This window comes from Flavobacterium sp. (genome assembly GCF_027531705.1).
Taxonomy (GTDB): Bacteria; Bacteroidota; Bacteroidia; order Flavobacteriales; family Flavobacteriaceae; genus Flavobacterium.
In genome coordinates, this window is sequence record NZ_JAPZSP010000033.1 from 1 (window position 1) to 20,938 (window position 20,938).

At 32.7% G+C, this 20,938-nt stretch carries 22 protein-coding genes; 14 read left to right on the forward strand and 8 right to left on the reverse strand.

From position 1 onward, the window contains the following. The 7 genes from O9267_RS12130 to O9267_RS12160 form a co-directional block, all read right to left on the reverse strand. The coding region (locus tag O9267_RS12130) for a hypothetical protein (RefSeq protein ID WP_298179917.1) at positions 1–1,405 on the reverse strand (1,405 nt) is incomplete at its 3' end. Between the two features lie 196 nt (positions 1,406–1,601). Continuing rightward, positions 1,602–4,154, reverse strand: a complete 2,553-nt coding sequence (locus O9267_RS12135) for a sodium-translocating pyrophosphatase (protein WP_298179919.1) — start codon at positions 4,152–4,154, stop codon at positions 1,602–1,604. Positions 4,155–4,267: 113 nt separating this feature from the next. Continuing rightward, complete coding sequence (locus O9267_RS12140) at positions 4,268–4,801, reverse strand: inorganic diphosphatase (protein WP_298180027.1); 534 nt, start codon at positions 4,799–4,801, stop codon at positions 4,268–4,270. 73 nt (positions 4,802–4,874) lie between these two features. Beyond that, positions 4,875–5,474: a DNA-3-methyladenine glycosylase 2 family protein gene (locus O9267_RS12145; protein ID WP_298179920.1), complete on the reverse strand. Its 600-nt coding sequence runs from the start codon at positions 5,472–5,474 to the stop codon at positions 4,875–4,877. Positions 5,475–5,631: 157 nt separating this feature from the next. Continuing rightward, entirely contained in the window at positions 5,632–8,118 is a 2,487-nt protein-coding gene (locus tag O9267_RS12150; protein WP_298179921.1) for a DUF5686 and carboxypeptidase-like regulatory domain-containing protein, read from the reverse strand. Between the two features lie 66 nt (positions 8,119–8,184). After that, entirely contained in the window at positions 8,185–9,162 is a 978-nt protein-coding gene (locus O9267_RS12155; RefSeq protein WP_298179924.1) for a pyruvate dehydrogenase complex E1 component subunit beta, read from the reverse strand. 198 nt (positions 9,163–9,360) lie between these two features. Further along, complete coding sequence (locus O9267_RS12160) at positions 9,361–10,221, reverse strand: hypothetical protein (protein WP_298179927.1); 861 nt, start codon at positions 10,219–10,221, stop codon at positions 9,361–9,363. A 344-nt stretch (positions 10,222–10,565) separates the two neighbouring features. Between O9267_RS12160 and O9267_RS12165 the strand changes: the two genes are divergently transcribed. From O9267_RS12165 to O9267_RS12215, 11 genes are all read left to right on the forward strand, one after another. Continuing rightward, positions 10,566–10,724, forward strand: a complete 159-nt coding sequence (locus O9267_RS12165) for a hypothetical protein (protein WP_298179930.1) — start codon at positions 10,566–10,568, stop codon at positions 10,722–10,724. Positions 10,725–10,773: 49 nt separating this feature from the next. Continuing rightward, on the forward strand, positions 10,774–12,420 hold the full coding sequence (locus O9267_RS12170; protein WP_298179933.1) for an ATP-binding protein: 1,647 nt from the start codon (positions 10,774–10,776) through the stop codon (positions 12,418–12,420). Positions 12,421–12,431: 11 nt separating this feature from the next. After that, positions 12,432–13,097, forward strand: a complete 666-nt coding sequence (locus O9267_RS12175; RefSeq protein WP_298179935.1) for a response regulator — start codon at positions 12,432–12,434, stop codon at positions 13,095–13,097. Positions 13,098–13,201: 104 nt separating this feature from the next. Then, the gene (locus O9267_RS12180) at positions 13,202–13,525 is read left to right on the forward strand and encodes a DUF6804 family protein (RefSeq protein ID WP_298179937.1); all 324 of its coding nucleotides are present in this window, start codon (positions 13,202–13,204) and stop codon (positions 13,523–13,525) included. Between the two features lie 8 nt (positions 13,526–13,533). Then, on the forward strand, positions 13,534–13,746 hold the full coding sequence (locus tag O9267_RS12185; RefSeq protein ID WP_298179940.1) for a KTSC domain-containing protein: 213 nt from the start codon (positions 13,534–13,536) through the stop codon (positions 13,744–13,746). 150 nt (positions 13,747–13,896) lie between these two features. Then, complete coding sequence (locus O9267_RS12190; RefSeq protein ID WP_298179942.1) at positions 13,897–14,124, forward strand: hypothetical protein; 228 nt, start codon at positions 13,897–13,899, stop codon at positions 14,122–14,124. 342 nt (positions 14,125–14,466) lie between these two features. Next, a complete protein-coding gene (locus O9267_RS12195) occupies positions 14,467–15,213 on the forward strand; it encodes an electron transfer flavoprotein subunit beta/FixA family protein (RefSeq protein WP_298179945.1) in 747 nt (248 codons plus the stop codon). An 84-nt stretch (positions 15,214–15,297) separates the two neighbouring features. After that, a complete protein-coding gene (locus tag O9267_RS12200; RefSeq protein WP_298179948.1) occupies positions 15,298–16,263 on the forward strand; it encodes an electron transfer flavoprotein subunit alpha/FixB family protein in 966 nt (321 codons plus the stop codon). 313 nt (positions 16,264–16,576) lie between these two features. After that, positions 16,577–17,206 carry a bifunctional nuclease family protein gene (locus O9267_RS12205; protein WP_298179951.1) on the forward strand — a complete coding sequence of 210 codons (630 nt, stop codon included), beginning with the start codon at positions 16,577–16,579 and terminating at the stop codon, positions 17,204–17,206. A 119-nt stretch (positions 17,207–17,325) separates the two neighbouring features. Then, on the forward strand, positions 17,326–18,150 hold the full coding sequence (locus O9267_RS12210; protein ID WP_298179954.1) for a thymidylate synthase: 825 nt from the start codon (positions 17,326–17,328) through the stop codon (positions 18,148–18,150). Positions 18,151–18,201: 51 nt separating this feature from the next. Further along, positions 18,202–18,684: a hypothetical protein gene (locus tag O9267_RS12215; RefSeq protein ID WP_298179956.1), complete on the forward strand. Its 483-nt coding sequence runs from the start codon at positions 18,202–18,204 to the stop codon at positions 18,682–18,684. Positions 18,685–18,714: 30 nt separating this feature from the next. Here the strand turns inward: O9267_RS12215 and O9267_RS12220 are convergent, their stop codons facing one another. Next, positions 18,715–19,011: an isoamylase early set domain-containing protein gene (locus O9267_RS12220; RefSeq protein ID WP_298179958.1), complete on the reverse strand. Its 297-nt coding sequence runs from the start codon at positions 19,009–19,011 to the stop codon at positions 18,715–18,717. A gap of 240 nt (positions 19,012–19,251) precedes the next feature. On the opposite strand from O9267_RS12220, the gene O9267_RS12225 reads away from it, so the two are divergent. The 3 genes from O9267_RS12225 (at position 19,252) to ubiE (ending at position 20,889) form a co-directional block, all read left to right on the forward strand. Continuing rightward, positions 19,252–19,596 (forward strand): 2TM domain-containing protein, encoded by a 345-nt coding sequence (locus O9267_RS12225; RefSeq protein ID WP_298179961.1) that lies wholly within the window; start codon positions 19,252–19,254, stop codon positions 19,594–19,596. Continuing rightward, complete coding sequence (locus O9267_RS12230) at positions 19,597–20,094, forward strand: dihydrofolate reductase (RefSeq protein WP_298179963.1); 498 nt, start codon at positions 19,597–19,599, stop codon at positions 20,092–20,094. 63 nt (positions 20,095–20,157) lie between these two features. After that, positions 20,158–20,889 carry a bifunctional demethylmenaquinone methyltransferase/2-methoxy-6-polyprenyl-1,4-benzoquinol methylase UbiE gene (ubiE, locus tag O9267_RS12235; protein ID WP_298179966.1) on the forward strand — a complete coding sequence of 244 codons (732 nt, stop codon included), beginning with the start codon at positions 20,158–20,160 and terminating at the stop codon, positions 20,887–20,889. Positions 20,890–20,938 lie beyond the last annotated feature (49 nt).

A 20,938-nucleotide genomic window follows, 5' to 3' on the forward strand; every position in this document is an offset into this window, starting at 1 on the left:
TACCAGTAGAAAATATTATTGATTTGGTATTATTGGCATTTGCTAGATATAAATCTTGACCGCTTCCAACAAAGGAAACATCATTTCCTCCTCCAATATTATATGCCGTTGGATAGTTAAATGCTGAGTTATTAATTCCCATCCAAGCAAAACCTGTTGTAGCACTACCATTATTAGCCGTTGCGCTATAGCCACTTTGAGCTTGTGTTCCTGTAGATGTATTTTGAACGTTAAATTGTAAAAAGTCGTTAATATTTCCCGTTGCATTCACTACAGTATTGGTTGTAGTTGTGCCTGCAGCAACATCTAATTTGGTTGCTGGAGTTAAAGTACCTATTCCAACATTTCCAGCATTAGTAATTCGCATCCTTTCAAGATTATTTGTTCCGAATGCCATTGCATAATTTCCTGTTTTCATTAATGTTAAATCAGAGTCTGCAGTAGTAGATGCAACATTATATTGAAATTTATTAAATGATAAAAAATTAGGAATTGTTCTCCATTGATTAGCATTAATACTTGCAACTGTATTTCCTCTAAAAAAGGCTTCTTGATCGGTTAGTAAAAATTGTGAATAATAACCATTTGATATTGATTGAATTCCAGTATTAAACCAAGCTCCTAAACCATCAGGTTTGTTTGTTGAATTAGCTAAAACATCTGTTGTGATAATGGATGTTCCTTTAGTAACAACCCAATCATTTAAATCTCTTGTTGCAGTTGTTGCTGAATTAACACCATTTGCTGTATATGGTAGGAAGGATTTTGTCCAAGTCGCCGTTCCTGTTGCATCAGAAGCCAAAACATAGCCATTTATTGCGCCAGATGACATTTGGAAATTAGTTGTTTTAATTTTACCTGCCACATCTAATTTCTCAGATGGTGTTAAAGTACCAATTCCAACATTACCATTATTAAAATTTGTATTTCCTGTACCTGAAAATGTCAAATTATTTGTGCCTTGGTTAACTGTTCTATTTCCTGAAAGAGATCCATCTGTATTAAACAAATTATGCCCTCCAGCGATAGTTCCTCCAAAAGTTGATTTCCAAGAACTATCGGTATAAATAAATTCAACCGATTGCGAGTTAGGAATGGTTGTTCCATAAAATGTAGCATCAAAACCTCCATCAGTATTATTATATATGATTAATCTATAACCATTAATTAAAGGCGTCAATGCTGTTATTGAAACAATTCCCGTAGCTGTTCCTGTAATATTTGCAAAAGAAGTTTCTGCATTGATGTCTACAGCATTTCCAGAAATTGCAAAACTTGTTTCTCTATTTGTTATTGCTCCATTTACATCCAATGTTGTTTTTGGATCTGTTGTATTTATCCCCACTTGAGAATGAGCGTAAAATCCAACAGTTAAAATTAATAATAAAATGTAATTTTTTTTCATAGTTTATCATATTTTAGTTTGGGTATATCAAAAATAGATGTTTTTTTTGAAAAATAGTTTAAATGCATTAAATAACCGATGAAATGCATTTTTAAATTTAAAATTTAAGTTTTATCTTATATTTAAAATTTAAACTGACTATAAAAAAAATGCCTCACAAAACTGCGAGGCATTTTCATATAATTTTTTAAAAAAATTACTTCAAAGCATCAACTTTAGCTTTCACTTCTGCTTCAGTTCCTTCAATAACTTCAGAAGTTGAAACACCATTAACTGATTTAGTAACAGTAGCTTTAACTTTTCCGTCTTTATTTTCCATCACTACTTTTGTAGAAACTTCTTGTTTAACTTCTTCTTGCTTAACTTCACCAATGAATTTTCCATCAGCATCATACATTGCCATACATTTTGCTTTTTGTTCAGCAGAACAACCATTTTTGTCGCACATTGCTGCACATTCATCTTTGGTCATTGTAGCACATTTGCTCATATCACATTTACCCATTTCAGAACCACAAGACATTTCAGTTTTATCGCCAGCACAACAAGAAGCTTTTGCATCATCTGAATGTCCACTTCCTAAAATTGGAGCGATTACTAAACCAATTAAACAAGTTAATTTGATTAAGATATTCATAGATGGACCTGAAGTGTCTTTAAATGGATCTCCAACAGTATCTCCAGTTACAGCAGCTTTGTGAGCATCAGAACCTTTGAAAGTCATTTCTCCGTTGATTTCAACACCAGCTTCGAATGATTTTTTAGCATTATCCCAAGCACCACCAGCATTGTTTTGGAACACAGCCCAAAGTACACCAGAAACAGTAACACCAGCCATATATCCACCTAACATTTCAGCGATTAATTGGTTGTTATCTCCGTAAACTAATTTACCTAATAATACAATTGCAATTGGGAAACCAATAGTCATAACACCTGGCAACATCATTTCACGTAATGCAGCTTTAGTAGAAATTTCAACACATTTACCATATTCTGGTTTACCAGTTCCTTCCATAATTCCTGGAATTTCTTTGAACTGACGACGTACTTCATATACCATATCCATTGCAGCTTTTCCAACAGAGTTCATTGCCAAGGCAGAGAACACTACAGGAATCATACCCCCAACAAATAACATTGCTAATACTGGCGCTTTGAAGATGTTGATACCATCAATTCCTGTAAAAGTTACATAAGCAGCAAATAAAGCTAACGATGTCAATGCAGCAGAAGCGATTGCGAAACCTTTTCCAGTTGCAGCAGTTGTGTTACCAACTGAATCTAAAATATCTGTTCTTGTACGAACTTCTTTTGGTAATTCACTCATTTCAGCTATACCACCAGCGTTATCAGAAATTGGTCCGAAAGCATCAATTGCTAATTGCATTGCAGTAGTAGCCATCATTGCAGAAGCAGCAAGAGCAACACCGTAGAAACCAGCTAAAGCATAAGTTGACCAGATTGCTCCAGCAAACAATAATACAGTTGGGAATGTAGAAATCATACCCGTAGCTAAACCAGCGATTACATTAGTTCCTGCACCAGTTGAAGATTTTTGTACAATTGCCAAAACTGGTTTTGTACCTAAACCTGTATAATATTCAGTTACTGATGAAATAGCACCACCAACAAATAATCCGATTAATGAAGCATAGAAAACTCTCATTGAAGAAATATCTTGTAATCCTTCACCAAAGAATGTCATTTTCATAGTATCTGGCAACATCATGTCAATTAAGAAATAACAAGCTACAGCTGTTAATGCAATAGAAACCCAGTTTCCGATGTTTAATGCTTTTTGAACTTGAGCTTCTTTAGCATCGTCGCTAGAGATTTTTACTAACATAGTACCGATGATAGAGAATAAAATTCCGAAACCAGCGATAGCCATTGGTAATAAAATTGGACCGATTCCACCAAAAGCGTCTTCGATTTTACCACCCATATCTTTAATTACATAATTACCTAAAACCATTGCAGCAAGAACTGTAGCTACATAAGAACCAAATAAATCGGCACCCATACCAGCAACGTCACCAACATTATCCCCAACGTTATCTGCAATTGTAGCAGGATTTCTTGGATCATCTTCTGGAATACCAGCTTCAACTTTACCTACTAAGTCAGCACCTACGTCAGCAGCTTTTGTATAAATACCACCACCAACACGAGCAAACAATGCGATAGATTCAGCTCCAAGAGAAAAACCAGCAAGCGTTTCAAGAACTACTGTCATGTCTTCGGTATTTGTCCAAACACCACCAGGCATGAAATATCTAAACAATATAATAAAGAATCCTGTTAAACCTAAAACTGCTAAACCAGCAACTCCAAGTCCCATTACAGTACCACCACCAAAAGAAACTTTTAATGCTTGTGGTAAACTTGTACGAGCAGCTTGCGTTGTTCTTACGTTAGTTTTAGTTGCGATTTTCATACCCATGTTTCCAGCTAAAGCCGAAAAGAAAGCACCGAAAATAAACGCGATAACAATTAATAAATGTGTTTTAACTCCAGGTAAGAATGTAATACCTGCTAAAACTACACTCGCAATAATAACGAATACAGCTAATAAACGGTATTCTGCTTTTAGGAAAGCTAATGCACCCTCATAGATGTAATCTGAAATTTCTTTCATTTTTCCATCTCCAGCGTCTTGTTTTAATACCCAAGATCTTTTGATTGCCATAAAAGCTAATCCTATTAATGCCATAACTATTGGCACATAAATCATAAATTCATTCATAATAAACTAATTAGATAGGTTGTTAATGTTTGTTACTATTTATTAATGTTAACAAACATATAAAAAAAAAGACAATTTAAATTTATCTAAATTGTCTTTTATTAATAATGTTATTAACTTTTTATGCTGAATAATCCTTTTGGTCTATCAGGAATTGCTTCAAAACGATCTACACATTCTCTAATGATTCTGTAGGCTTCAGTAACATCACCCCAACCTTCAACGTCTACTTGTTTGTTTTCTAAATCTTTATATACTTGAAAGAAATGTTCAATTTCCTTTAATAAGTGTGGATTGATATCAGACAAATTTTCTAATGTATTCCATATTGGATCGGAAACAGGAACACAAATTATTTTCTCATCTGGACCTTTATCATCAGCCATATGGAAAACTCCGATTGGTTTTACCTCGATTACACAACCTGGAAAAGTTGGCTCATTGATTAAAACTAATACATCTAACGGGTCGCCGTCTAATGCTAATGTTTGAGGAATAAAGCCATAATCTGCCGGATACATCATTGATGAAAATAACATTCTATCAAAACGCATTCTTTTTATAGCAAAATCATACTCATATTTATTTCTACTTCCTCTTGGAATTTCGATTAAAACATCGAATGTTTTCAATTTATCTGCAGTCATTTTTTCTTTCATTTTTTAAAGGGTCGCAAAGGTAAGTATTTAAAGAAAAAAGTGAAAGAAATGTATAGTAAATTTACAATTTAATTTTATTTCTTTTAACTAGATAATAATGCCAAATAACAAATGATGCAAAGGTTCGATAAGGTTTCCAATGATTAGAAACTTGTTCCATTTCTTCTTGGGTTTGGCAATCGTATAATTCTTTTAAGGTGTTTTTGATGGCAATGTCGCCAAGTGGAACAATATCTGGTGATTGCAGACAGAACATTAGGTAAACTTCTATTGACCAATTGCCTACTCCTTTTATAGTGATTAATTCGGAGCGGATTTGTTGTTCGGTTTTGGATGAAAAGGTTTCAAATTGAATTTCCTTAGCTATTACTTTGGCTGCTAAATCTTTTAGGTAAATAGTTTTTTGACGTGAAACACCGCAATTTCTTAATTCTTCGTCTTTGCTATTGTAAAGTATTGTTGGTGTTATTTCACCAAAATAATCATTTATTTTTTTGTAACAGGCAAAAGCTGATGCAATAGAAACTTGTTGTTCTAAAATAATATGACACATGGAAGCGAATCCTTCTTCGCGTTTTTGGATGATTGGATGTCCGAAATTATCGAGGATATATTGGATAGTTGTATCTTTTTGTGATAGAAAATCGATTGCTTGTTGCATAGTACAGTCGTGTTATAGCCCTGATGGAAATGAAAAGCCCGGAGCTAGAAAAAGTAGTTTTTCTTGGCTTAAAAAAGCGACCAACGGAAGCTCTTTTTAAGGTGTAGAAAAACACTTTTTGTAGTGAGGACTTGTAACGTACAGCAGGAAATAGCTTCTAGAAATAAAACCCAAAAGAACCCTTTACTGTAAAATTATTAGCTTCGGGAACGTCTTTGTAATTGCCTCGCCATGAACAATCGATGCGGAAAACTTTGAAAATATTTCCAATCCCAGCGCTGTATTCCCAATAAGGAGTTGTTGGTGCTAGATAAACTTGATCAGATGCATTGACATCTCTATTTGCTTGTGATATGGTCCCGTATGCACCGCGAACGCCAACAATTTCTCTCCAATTAAGTTTTTTCATGAACGGAATTCGAGAGAATAATCGTCCTTGAAAATTGTGTTCCCATTGTAAGGTTGTATACTCGTCGGAAATGAATTCGTAAAAATTTAGATTGGCAAAAGTGTTTTCGATTTGAAAATATGATTGGTTACCTGGAATAATACTCATTAATCCAAGTGGAATTGTACCAAATGTTTTCCCTGCTTCTAGCGTAAGATTTGTTCTTCCTAATGGCCCAATAACAATAGGTTGTTTGTAATAAAGTTGCAATTTGGAATAGTCAAAATCGCTATTGAAAGCTCCTTTTATACCTTGACTAAAATTGATAAATATTCTGCTATATGGACTATCAACTGCAAGTCTTTCGACACCATATCCAACATTTTTTTTCTTAGGTGTATATTCTAATTGCAGATTGACTTCTGATTGTTTTACTTCTGATTTTGTTGCCGTTTTAGTGGCATCGGTAAAGTAATTTAGACTAAAAACATTGGAAGCAGATTCGAGCGTTCTGTATGAAAAACCAGTTCCGATAACAAAGTTTTTAGAGGGTTCCATTTCGATAGCAAGATTGGTCAAATTGATATTGGTAAGTTTGCCATTATTACCCGATGCAAAAAGACTTGACGAAGCAAAACTTCTTCCTAAAACATCATTTGTAGTAGTTAAACTTGCGCCTATTTGTTCTACATCTCTTCGGTTTCCACCAGAAATTATGATACGCTTTTTCTTGTCTATCATCCACTTACCCGACATACCGTACTTGAACTTATTATCGCCAAAACCATAGGCTGTATAACCTTGTAAACGCCATTTATCATTTGGTCCGAAATAAGTTCTTCCGCCAACTCTTACTCTAATTCGCTCTACATCATTATAACCAAATGTTGAAAAAATAGGGCCATAATCAAAATTTCCTTTCTGAATATATCCACTTCCTAAAATAGTAACGAGATTATACATCTGCTTAAACTTTTTGACGGTTTTAAGCGTATCAAGCATTTTGTAAATTCCAATTTCGTCTTTGTTTAATTTTTCAAAACGATTTTCTTCCCAAAATTCATCAGATTTAGTATAAACTTCATTGTCTATAAAATTGACTTCTTCTTTGTAGAACTTTTCAGGTTTTTCGATATTAAATTTATGATTATCAAATAAGGTTGTTCGTTTGCCATAAACGCCTTTTGATTTTTCTTTTTTATTTAAAGCAAAATCAGACATCATATAATCACGAGTAAGCAAGAAAACAGAATCGTTTAGCACATCAAATTCTTGTTCGATATAAATTTCTTTAACCCAGTTTATATTGGCACTTTTAGAAACTTCCATATTGATAGTCTTGATAGCAAAAGTGGTGTCGTTTACCCAGAAATCACCTTTGAATGTCAATTCGTTTTTTCTTCTTGGATAGAAAACGATGTTGTAACACCATTTTTTATTTACAAAAGCACTGTCTCTCAAAACATAATTGTACACATCTATTCCGGTTTTAGACAATGGACTTGTGAAACTTTTATCGAAAAAATTTAGGTGATTATTATAAATGTCATATTGAGAATATAAATCACTTATAAATGTGTTCACACCATCGCCATTGCTCAATCCAGAGTTTTTATTTGCTTTTATGACTTCTTTGGTTTTGCCTAATAAATTATCCCCATTTACCTCATATAAAGATTCATTAATAAAAATTGGTAAATACGTTTTACCAGTAACTCTTGAAGTATCAACTTTATCAAAAATAAATTCAACACCTTTAAAAAGTTTGTTTTTCATAAAAGCACTATCAATGCTATTCATGTCAAATTCAATTTTTTCGTATTTATCATACTGATATTGATTGAACATTTTAAGACCGTTTTTCCTTTTTCGTTCCCAAATTTTGCGAAGAATATCTAAAGCAGGATTGTTTTTTTTGGAAGTTTTTCCGGCATAAACCACCACTTCTTTTAAGGCTTCACCATCGCTTAGAGTCACTTTAAAATTATAATTTACTGCTTTTGGTAATGGAACTTCTTTGGTTTCGTAACCCATAAACGAAACTATAACCGCAGTAAACGTTTGGTCGGATTCTATATAAAATTTCCCGTTTTCATCTGTTACCACTCCAATTTTAGAATCTTTAAAAATAACATTCGCATACGGAACGGGTTGGTTTGTATTATCGATAACATAACCACTAACTTTGGTTTGTGCCAAAGCAGTATTTACAAACGAAATAATAAACACAAGGCTAAGAAGAAATCTTTTTGTCATACTATTTTATAAAAAAAAGGCTTCATCAAATTTTCTCTGATGAAGCCCCAAATATACTAGTTTATATTATTTGTACATTACTTTTTTGACAGCTTTAACAACATCAGTTGCATTTGGCAACCATTCTTTCAACAAAGTTGGTGAATACGGTGCTGGTGTATCGGCCGTTGTGATTCTTTGAACTGGCGCATCTAGGAAATCGAATGCTTTATCTTGAACCATATAAGTGATTTCAGAAGCTACACTTGCAAACGGCCAAGCTTCTTCTAGAACTACCAAACGATTTGTTTTCTTTACAGAATTGATAATCGCATCATAATCCAATGGGCGAACGGTTCTTAAGTCGATAATTTCACATGAAATTCCTTCTTTAGCTAATTCGTCAGCTGCAATAAAAGCTTCTTTTATAATTTTTCCAAAAGAAACGATTGTTACATCTGTTCCTTCTCTTTTTATATCGGCAACACCAAGAGGAATAACGTATTCTCCTTCTGGCACTTCGCCTTTATCGCCATACATTTGTTCTGATTCCATGAAAATAACTGGATCATTATCACGGATTGCAGCTTTTAGCAAACCTTTTGCATCATAAACTGTTGATGGAACTACTACTTTTAAACCTGGTGTATTAGCAAACCAGTTTTCGAATGCTTGTGAGTGTGTTGCTCCTAATTGCCCAGCTGAAGCTGTTGGCCCACGAAAAACCATCGGCATTGGGAATTGTCCAGCCGACATTTGACGCATTTTGGCAGCGTTATTTATAATCTGGTCAATACCCACTAATGAAAAGTTGAATGTCATGTATTCTACAATAGGACGGCAACCGTTCATGGCAGAACCAACTGCTATTCCTGCAAAACCTAATTCAGCAATAGGAGTATCAATAACTCTTTTTGGTCCGAATTCTTCTAACATTCCTTTAGATGCTTTGTAGGCACCGTTATATTCGGCAACTTCTTCACCCATTAAATATACCGATTCGTCGCGACGCATTTCTTCACTCATTGCTTCGGCAATCGCTTCTCTAAATTGTATAGTTCTCATATATAAATTACTTTGTATCTATTTTGGATAGCAAAAGTAAAAATTAAAAATGATAAATGTATTTTATTCCTCAGATTTTATGTTTTGTTTTTAACGAAATCGTTGTAACTACTATGAAAAAATGATTAATCTATTTAGTATTTCAATATAATATTTATTTGCATAAAGAGGTTTTTCTAATCTCAAGTTACCTTGTTCTTATTTATTCACCACATATTTATTTATAATATAATCTGTTATGTGTTTTAAAGGTTTTTGGTTTATGGGATGAAAACCATGGATATTGTAAAACTCGATACTATCATTATTTATTTTATAATACCAGATTATTGGTTTTCCGTTTTTGAAAAACTCTGTGTTTTTATCTACTTTAATTTTTCTCAATGTAACTTCTTTGGAATCAATTGGTTTTATTTCATTCTGCGTTATAAACCCTTCTATTTCGCATTTACAATCTACTAATTCGTAATGATCGTTTTGCCATTGCATGCATTCTTTTGCTGGAAACAAAACATCTTTGACAACATATCCTGTACAGAACAACCCTACTAGGGTAAGAATAAAAATTAGTATTCCTTTTTTATTTCTGTTTTGTTTTTCGTCTTGTTTATTCTCACCGATTTCTTGTAAAGTTTCTTCGGTTGGTTTTACTAAATGCAATGGTTGTGATACTTCTTTATTGTCTTCTGTCGGAGTATAATTACTTAAGAAATTAGCATACGGTCTTGGATGGTAATTTACCAAAATGGCTGCTAATTCTATTCTTGTTGGATTGTCTGAATCTTTTTCACCTTTTAAAAATGAAATGACGGGTTTAAATTTATCTGTGTTGCAATTGTCTATCGACCTTTTTAAAGTTTCATTTGGTTTTGTTTCAAAAAAGAACTTGAAAACACCTTCGTCAGCCTTGCTTATTTGGTTGTCGCAAATAATGGAACATAAATTCCTCATTTGAGCAGGAGTTGGACTGTTGAGTATTCCAGAAACATCTTCCTTTTTAGCAATTTCATATTGCTTTTTTATTTCGTCTTTGTATTCCTTAAAAGTAATTTTCTTCATAAAAAACTGTCTGTTTTTCGGAATTAGTTGGAATTCATCGGAATTATCGGAACTATCGGAATTCCTTATAAACCGATGGTTCAAAACACTATTCCTTTGCTTCAGAATTAGTTCTTGTTCTATTTCGCGATAAGAACAAATGTACAAAACTAGTTCTAGAAAAGTGATGCTATACAGAACAGAATTTTTATTCGGGAAGCATAATTAGATGGTTCTGTTGTAGCTCACTGCCTTCCCAAAAATTAAAATCAATAGTAAAACGCTAACAAAAATAGCTGTTAGCAAATGCTTTCGAGAAAGTCTCGAACAGCCCAACCTATATCAATTTTTAAATTTTAATTATCATGAAAAAATTACTTTTATTTTCGTTTTTTATAGTGGCTATTGCCTCAATGACATCTTGCACCGCCGATGATGTAACAGATTCTAAAGAAACTAACCTTGCTGATATTGGTGGTGGAAATAATGGGCAACTGCCTCCGCCTCCGCCTCCAAAACCATAATTTATTGGAAATAGTTTCAAAGTTAAATTAAAATCAATAATTTCGGGAAATGAATTCTATACTAGAACGTTTCCCGATTTTTTTATGCATAACCAGCTGGTTATTTCTATTTTCATGCAATAGGCAAAATGAAACAACGGATGATTATTCAAAGATGGTTGAAAAAGCGGTAGCTTTCAATGGCAAACAAGAATATGATAGTGCTTTTTTCTATTTCAATAAAGCCAAGTTAGTATGTAAGCCAAACGAAACAGAAAGAAAAATATACACTTTGTTTTTAATGGCAGAAATTCAACAGATCCAAAATGATTTTTCTGGCAGCGAAGAAACCGTTACCGAAGCCATTAAATTGGATGCTAAAACAATGTATTTGCCTAATTTATACAATCAACTAGGAATTGCTTATATTGAACTACATGACCCTACTAATGCTATCAGTTATTATAAAAAGGCTTCTAGTTTGACATCAGATGAATTATATCAATTAATTCTTAAAAATAATATTGCTGTTGTATATGCCGAGAATAATCAATTTCAAAAAGCTATTGCTATTCTTGAACCATTGTTACCAAATCCTCTTTTAAAAGATAATCCTCTAGAAAAAGCACGAGTACTAAATAATTTGGGATATGCTTATTTTAGAAAAAATAGCGCAAACGGAATTTCTGAATTAGACCAAGCCTTTCAAATTAGACAGCAAAAAGAAGCGCATTACGACATTATTTCGAGCTGTTTTTACCTGTATGAATTTCATAGAAATAAAGATAAAAACCTTGCTCAAAAATATGCTTATATGTCCTATCAAAAAGCCACAATGAATAATAGCGTTAATGATAGATTAAAGGCTTTAAAATATTTGATAGATGTTAGCGATAGTAATCAATCAAAAATATATGCCCTAAAGCACATTCAACTAAGTGATAGTATCGGAATGGTTCGTCAAAAATTTAAAAACCAATTTTCCAAAATCAAATACGATTCCAGACTAGCTATTGAAGAAAGTGAAAAACAAAAAAAAGAAAAGATAGTGGCATTGATAATTGCCGGATTTATACTTGCGATTGGTCTTGTAGTTCTTTTTTATATTAGAAGAAAGAACCAACAAAAAATAAAAGCGGTAACTTATGAAACCGAAACTAGAATTTCTAAAAGACTGCATGATGAATTAGCCAATGATGTGTATAACGCTATCACTTATGCTGAAACGCAAGACTTGAATGACGAGTATAAGAAAGAAAATTTGTTAGAAAGTTTAGATCAAATTTATTCTAGAACTCGTAATATTTCTAAAGAAAATAGCACCGTTGCAACTGGCGTAGCATTTGAAGACCAATTGAAAGAGATGCTTTCGAGTTACAATTCTACTAAAACCAATGTGATTATTAACAATCTTCCAACTGTAGATTGGAGCAAAATTAAGAAAGAACCCAAAATTGCTATTTACCGTGTGTTGCAAGAGTTGCTGGTTAACATGAAAAAACACAGTGAAAGCAGTCATGTTTTGATTCGATTTGAAAATCAAAAAAAAACACTACACATTAAGTATTCTGACAACGGAAAAGGATGTTCGGATTTGTTAAAAAATAAAAAAGGTTTGCAAAATGCGGAAAACCGTATTCTAGCTATAAATGGAACGCTTACTTTTGAAACTGAAACTGGAAAAGGATTCAAAGTAGAAATGATTGTTCCTAACTAATAGCCTACATTATGTTTAGAAAAGTTTTAATAGCCGAAGACATTGACAGCATCAATATTGCTGTTATACAAGCCATGAAAGACTTGGGAATTACCCAAATAGAGCACGCTAAATATTGTGATGATGCCTTATTGAAAATAAAAAAAGCCCTTTTGGACAATGAGCCTTTTGAAGTTTTGATAAGTGATTTGTCTTTTAAAACCGACCATAGAGCCGTAACTTTACAAAGTGGCGACGAATTAATTGCAGCCGTAAAAACACTTCAACCTGATATAAAAATAATAGCTTATTCGATAGAAGATAAAAGTTTTCGCATAAAATCACTTTTTGAGAGTCAAGGCATTAATGCCTATATTCACAAAGGGAGACAAAGTATTGCGCAGCTCAAAACAGCAATTGGTTGTTTGCTACAAAACGAAAACTATATATCGCCCGAAATGGCTTACCTGTTACAAGACCAAACTGTACAGGAAATTGACGATTATGATATTTTGCTGATTAAGCAACTGTCTATTGGTGTACCACAAGAAAAAATGGTTGAAACACTCAAAGCTATGGGCGTTTCACCCAACAGCAAAAGCACTATCGAAAAAAGAATTGGCAAACTAAAAGACTACTTTAAAGCCAACAATCCTACTCATTTGATTGCTATAGCTAAGGACTTGGGCATTATCTAAAAACTAATTTACCTCTTTTTTTGCCTCTTTACGGTTTTCCGTAAGGAATGGAAATTTATTGGTTTTAAGTTTGACCAACCAAAAACACAAACAAGTTTAGAGGTTTGCAATCACTTAAAAATTTGTTATACAAAATGAAGACTATTTATTTACTATGTGCCATACTTGCTCTCATTGCTTGTTTCAATTTACCGATTGGCTATTATACTTTTTTGAGAATAGCACTAACTCTAGGAGCATTAACGGTTTTGTATAACGAAGTACAAAAAGATGTCAATCTACTAGGCATTAGCTTTATAGCAATAGCCATCCTTTTTAATCCAATACTTCCTGTTTACCTGTATCAAAAATCGCTTTGGATAGCCATTGATATTATCACAGCTATCTTATTTCTGGTGTATTGGTTGTCACAACAGTTAAAAAAATAAATACTTCCATGTACCGATATCCTGTAAACAGAAGTCCTAACATCATTTCTATAGGATATGATGAAATATTAGAAATATTAGAAATCGAATTTAAACTCGAAGTAATTCACCACTATTTTAATGTACCACTAGATGTGTTTGTGGCTCTTATGAAAGACGATGAACCCGAAAACTATTTTTTTAAATATATTTATTGTAGGTATCATTTTGATGCTATGTGATTTTTTTTGCCTCTTTACGGTTTTCCGTAAGGAATTGGTTTTTAATGGTTTTAAGTTTGGGGATTATTAATCTAAAAATTAAATATTATGAAGTATTATGTAAACTAAAAAAAACCAAAATCACATACTGTTTTTAATCCTTTGAAAAAAATGGGGTACGCAAGTGTTTTTACAAAGCAAAAAACTTCCTTGAAAAAAGAATGTCATGGTGAGAATTGTTTGGCATCTGAATTTGACAACATTTGGTATAAAAGTTCAAAAATTGAAATTCAGAATTCAAAAGCCTTGTTGTTTTATACTTCTTTTGACAGTTTGGATGATGCTAGAGCAATATCAGATCATATTCCGATAACAGCTACACTAAAGTTTTTAGACTAAAGGTGTTTAGGAACTATACTTTATACAAAAGACCATACCTATCTAGCCCCGACAGGAGCGGCATCTCGTCTTTTGGGACGAGATATAGCGGATGGCGGGAATAGGGTTGGCAAAAATGCGCAAGTCATTCGCTCCTAACTATAATAAATACACAACTACTCTAAATTAAATAAAAATGTTAATTCTTTCTTTTTTAGGATAAACATTAGTTAAATCTTCTCAAATCAAACCAAGCCCAGTTACGAAATCGATATAATACTGAAAAAATATTATGCGCGCATACAAATAATAGAAATATATTTTATACTTTTACACTCAGAAAAAAATTAAATTTAAAATATAATGAAAATATTAGTTTGCATCAGTCATGTACCTGATACTACTTCAAAAATTAACTTCGTTAATGGCGATTCTGAATTCGATACTAATGGAGTTCAGTATGTTATCAATCCAAATGATGAATTCGGATTAACAAGAGCCATTTGGTTTCAAGAGCAACAAGGGGCAAATGTTACTGTTGTAAATGTTGGCGGACCAGATACGGAACCAACTTTAAGAAAAGCTTTGGCAATTGGAGCGAACGAAGCCATTCGTGTAAACGCAACTCCAACTGATGGTTTCTTTGTTGCAAAACAATTAGCAGAAGTTGTAAAAAATGGCGGTTATGATTTAGTAATTTGCGGAAAAGAATCATTAGATTATAATGGTGGAATGGTTCCAGGTATGTTAGCAGGTTTATTGGGCTACAACTTTGTAAATTCAGCTGTTGAAATGACCGTTGATGGAACTTCTGCTAAAGTAGGAAGAGAAATTGATGGTGGAAAAGAAATTGTTTCGGCATCGTTACCATTGATTATAGGTGGACAAAAAGGTTTAGTTGAAGAAAAAGACCTTCGTATCCCGAACATGAGAGGAATTATGACAGCAAGAACAAAAGTTTTAACGGTGTTAGAACCTGTTAGTGCTGAAATCAATACCAAAGCAGTGAAATTTGAAAAACCAGCAGCAAAATCGGCCGTGAAGTTATTTGCAGCTGATGATTTAGACGGATTGGTAAACGCATTACACAACGAAGCTAAGGTTATCTAGTAATCAGTGTTCAGTCGCAGTTTTCAGTCACGGTACTAAACTCTTAAACTTTTAAACTTTTTTTAAACTTTTAAACTAAAAAAAATGTCAGTATTACTATATGCAGAATCACAAGATGGTAAATTCAAAAAAGTTGCTTTTGAATTGGCTTCTTATGCAAAAAAAGTTGCCGAATCTCTTGGCACAACTGTAACAGCAGTAACTGTTAACGCCGGAAATGTTTCAGAATTATCTAAGTATGGTGTAGATAAAGTATTGAAAGTTTCTAACGATAAGTTAGCTAACTTTAATGCAAAAGCTTATGCTGATGTTGTAAAACAAGCGGCTCAAAAAGAAGGTGCAAAAGTAATCGTACTTTCCTCTACAACAGACAGTTTATACCTTGCTCCTCTTGTATCTGTTGGACTAGAAGCAGGTTTTGCTTCAAATGTTGTAGGGTTACCAATTTCAACTTCACCATTTCAAGTAAAAAGAACAGCTTTTTCAAACAAAGCTTTCAATATAACAGAGATTTCAACAGATGTAAAAGTATTGTCTATCAGCAAAAACTCTTTTGGTTTAGTTGAAACGTCTTCATCATTATCTGAAGAAGATTTCTCTCCAAGTTTAAACGATGCCGATTTTGCTGTAAAAGTAGAATCTGTAGAAAAAACAACAGGAAAAGTAACTATTGCCGATGCTGACATAGTAGTTTCTGGCGGTCGCGGAATGAAAGGTCCAGAAAATTGGGGAATGCTAGAAGAATTAGCATCAGTTCTTGGAGCAGCAACAGCTTGTTCTAAACCAGTTTCTGACATTGGATGGCGTCCTCACAGTGAACACGTTGGTCAAACAGGAAAACCTGTGGCAAGTAATTTATACATTGCTGTTGGAATTTCAGGTGCAATTCAACACATTGCCGGAATCAACTCTTCTAAAGTAAAAGTAGTTATCAATACAGATGCTGAAGCACCTTTTTTCAAAGTTGCCGATTACGGAATCGTAGGTGATGCTTTAGATATAATTCCTAGATTGACAGCAAAACTTAAAGAATTTAAAGCGAACAACTAATAAGTAAAGTTCCTAAAAGCATATTCCAAAATTTGGAATAAAAATAAAACTAAACAGAATGCCCGTAAGCTATCCGAATTAATTTTTGGGTAGCTTACTTTTTTTATTTTAAGAAGCGAAAGTTTTTTGTTACTTTGCAATCGCAATTCCTGCTATCCGTTGCAATCTTTCTTTTTTAAACAAAAAAAGAAAGGATTTCCACTACTATCAGGGCTAAACGACAAACTGTATTGAATAGAAATCAGTATTTCATAAAAACTTTTCGGTTCAATTCGGTAATCTAAAATCTAATATCAGCAATCTAAAATCTAAAATGAGTTTAGTAAAACTAACAATAAAAGGAATTTCTTATAGTCAAACACAAAATGGTGCTTATGCCTTAATTTTGAACGAAGTTGACGGTGAACGAAAACTACCAATAGTAATTGGCGCGTTCGAGGCACAATCTATAGCAATAGCATTAGAAAAAGAAATCAAACCACCGCGTCCGCTAACACATGATTTATTCAAAAGCTTTGCTGACCGTTTTGATATTGTGGTAAAACAAGTCATTATTCACAAACTTGTTGACGGCGTTTTCTACTCAAGTATCATTTGCGAAAGAGATAAAATTGAAGAAATTATTGATGCCAGAACTTCTGATGCTATTGCATTAGCATTACGTTTCTCGGCTCCAATTTTTACCTACAAAAACATTTTAGATAAAGCAGGAATTTATTTGAATGCTAATCCTTCAGAGTTAGAAGGACAAAATATAGAAAACGAAGGAGTTCTATCAACACCAGAAACATTTGGACTAGATAATAATGACAAGAAAAAAGATGCTGGTTACTCAAAATTTAGCCTAACAGAATTACACGAATTATTAGAAGGTGCTGTTCAGGATGAAGATTATGAAAAAGCAGCCAAAATAAGAGACGAAATTTCTAAACGCGAATCTTAAGTTGGTTTCGAGTTCCGGGTTACGAGTTGCAAGTTTTTAGTATGTCGCTATTAACTTTTAAACTTATAAACTCTGAACCTTTTAAACTCATAAACACATAAACTTTTAAACCTTTTTTAATGAAACAATACCACGATTTAGTAAAGCACGTTTTAGAAAACGGAACTCAAAAAGGTGATCGCACAGGAACAGGAACCAAAAGTGTTTTTGGCTACCAAATGCGTTTTGATTTAGCCGAAGGTTTTCCTATGGTAACTACTAAGAAACTACATCTAAAATCAATAATTTACGAATTACTTTGGTTCTTAAAAGGCGATACCAATATTGGTTATCTAAAAGAAAATGGCGTGAATATTTGGAACGAATGGGCGGATGAAAACGGCGATTTAGGACCCGTTTACGGACATCAATGGCGCAATTGGAACAGCGAAGAAATTGACCAAATAACCGAACTAATCGACACGCTAAAAACAAACCCAAACAGCAGAAGAATGTTGGTTTCTGCTTGGAATCCTTCTGTTTTGCCAGATACTTCCAAATCATTTTCAGAAAATGTTGCTAACGGAAAAGCCGCTTTGCCACCGTGCCACGCTTTCTTTCAATTTTATGTAGCCGACGGGAAATTGTCTTGTCAATTATATCAAAGAAGTGCCGATATATTTTTGGGAGTTCCTTTCAACATTGCTTCTTATGCCCTATTTACGATGATGATTGCTCAAGTTTGTGGTTTGCAAGCAGGCGAATTCATTCATACTTTTGGCGATGCTCACATTTATAATAATCATTTTGAACAATTAGAACTACAATTATCTCGAGAACCAAAACCGCTACCAAAAATGATATTAAATCCTAACGTTAAAAACATTTTTGATTTCACTTTTGAAGATTTCACACTAGAAGGCTATGAACCTCATCCACATATAAAAGGTATAGTTGCAGTTTAGAAAAAATGCTTATATTTGAAAAAAATTGATTGCTATCATTTTCCCAAATAAATGAAAAAAAAACTACTTATACTTCTTTTCTTTTCTTCTGGCTTTATATTTAGTCAAAGTATCTCGTTTGAAGATTTAGAAAAAAATGCTGGAAAATATTATACAAATATTGAGGCTTCACTTCTTATAAGTCGTTTTGATTTATTGACTGTTGACAATAATGCAAAAAAATTAACGTATCAATATTCCCCTGCAAACAATGAAGAAAGCGGAAACAAATATTGTTATGTATGGCGAAACGAAGAAGACAAAGCAGAAACAATAACTTATTATACAACAAGTATTAAAGAATATATTAATTGGAAAAAAGCTTTAATCATAAAAAACTACAAATCAAAACCTGTAGTTCAAGAAAGTGATGGTACAAAAGAATGGTTTTATTCCAAAAATATATTGGTAAAGATTCTTCATAAACAATTAGATTCTTCTGAAAAAAACAATAAAATTGACGCTTACATAATCACTTTTATCAAAAAAAAATAAAGCCACTCATAAAAAGTAGCTTTTTCTTTATTACAAATTCAAAACAGAATTTTCTGAACCTGCAAAATCATTCCATCTATATGAATCTGCTTCTGGCTCGTTAACAAAGTTTCCATCAACTAGATATTTGAATTCATAAGAAGTATCTTTTGCTAATTCAAAAACACCTTTGAAAGTTCCGTTTTTTAGTTGACTCAATTCACCTTCTTTTGGATTCCAATTGTTAAAATCTCCTACTACCGATACCACTTTTGCTTCTTTATCTGCAACAGAAAAAGTTACTTTGCAAACTGGTTTTGTTTTTATAAATTGTTTTTTAATTGACATAACTATTTCATTTTAAAAATTATACAACAAAGTAAGCAAATAGTAACACACAAAAAACATTGCAAGTACGAATTAGCAAAACCATAAAAATTTACCTTGTTTATGATTAAATTTACATTTGTTAAAGCAGAAAAATAAGCATTCAAAATCGTGAAAACGTTTTCTTACTTTAAATCACCAAAATAGGAATTATGAGAATATTAAAATAAACCCTATCTTTATAGTCAAAATAAGCAGCTAATGGAAACTTCGCAACACGAACAGTATGAATATGCTAGAAGAAGAATACGTCAAAAAAAGAGATTGTATTTTCACTTTGTGCTACTTACTTTAGGTAGTCTTTTACTATTTATTTTCAATAAACTTTTGCATTTTGGTGAACCTAAAGAATGGTATCTTTGGGTTATAACATTATGGATTTTCTTTTTTGTGCTTCATTTTATAAAAGTATTTATAACAGATAGTTTTATGAATAAAAATTGGGAACGAACCCAAATAGACAAACTAATTGAGCAACAAAAAAGAAAAATAGAACAACTCGCTAAAAATGTTGAATCAGATTTGGCCAATAAAAACAAGTCCTAAATGATACTATTAATAGCTGCTGTAGGCGAAAACTATGAACTTGGCAAAGACAATCAGTTGTTGTGGCATTTACCAGATGATTTCAAAAGATTCAAACAACTTACGACTGGACATCATATTATATTAGGTCGAAAAACATTTGAAAGTTTTCCTAAACCACTACCTAATAGAACACATGTCATTATAACACGTCAAAAAGATTATCTGAAAAATAGTCCGTATGAGAATTGTATTGTTGTTAATTCAATTCAAGATGCTTTAAAAATTGTTCCAAAAGAGGAAGCTACTTATATAATTGGCGGTGCCGAAATTTACAAACAATCAATCGAACTAGCCGATGTTGTTGAACTTACTCGTGTTCACGGCTCATTTGAAGCTGATACTTTTTTTCCAGAAATTGATTTGAATGAATGGGAATTGACTTTTGAGGAATTTCATGCTAAAGATGAAAAACATCCATTTGATTTTACTTTTCAAACATTTGTTAGAAAAAACTAAAAACTACTGACAAAAATCGATTTATCAGAAAATCTAAATTACATTTGCATAAATTTTTTTGAAATGTCACAAACGGTAAAGCCTTATAAAAATTCTGAACTTGGAAAAAAAGAACAAGTTACTCAAATGTTTGATACTATTTCTGGAAATTATGACGGATTAAACCGCGTAATTTCATTTGGAATTGATATTAAATGGAGAAAAAAGGTTTTAAAGCTAGTTGCTGCCAAAAATCCAAAAACGATTCTTGATATTGCCACTGGAACGGGCGATCTAGCCATTTTGATGTCGAAAACCAATGCCGAAAAAATCGTTGGTTTAGACCTATCAGTTGGAATGTTAGAGGTTGGAAAAACGAAAATCATTGCTAAAAACTTATCGAACAAAATAGAAATGGTTGTTGGAGATTCAGAAAATCTTCCTTTTGATGACAATTCTTTTGATGCTATTACGGTTGCTTTTGGCATTCGAAACTTTGAAACACTTGATAAAGGTTTGGCAGAAATCTACCGTGTTTTGAAACCAAATGGCATTTTTGTAATTCTGGAAACTTCAAATCCAACAAAAACACCTTATAAACAAGGTTATACCTTTTACACCAAAAATATTTTACCTATTATTGGCAAACTTTTCTCAAAAGACAATGTCGCTTACGGTTATTTGTCAGAATCGGCATCAGTTTTTCCTTTTGGAGAAGCTTTAAACAATATTTTGAGAAAAATTGGGTTTATAGATGTTGTAGCAATGCCACAAACATTTGGTGTTGCCACAATTTATTCAGCTACAAAAAAATAAAATGAAAAATATTTTTGCACTTATATTACTAACTTCTGTATTGAATATT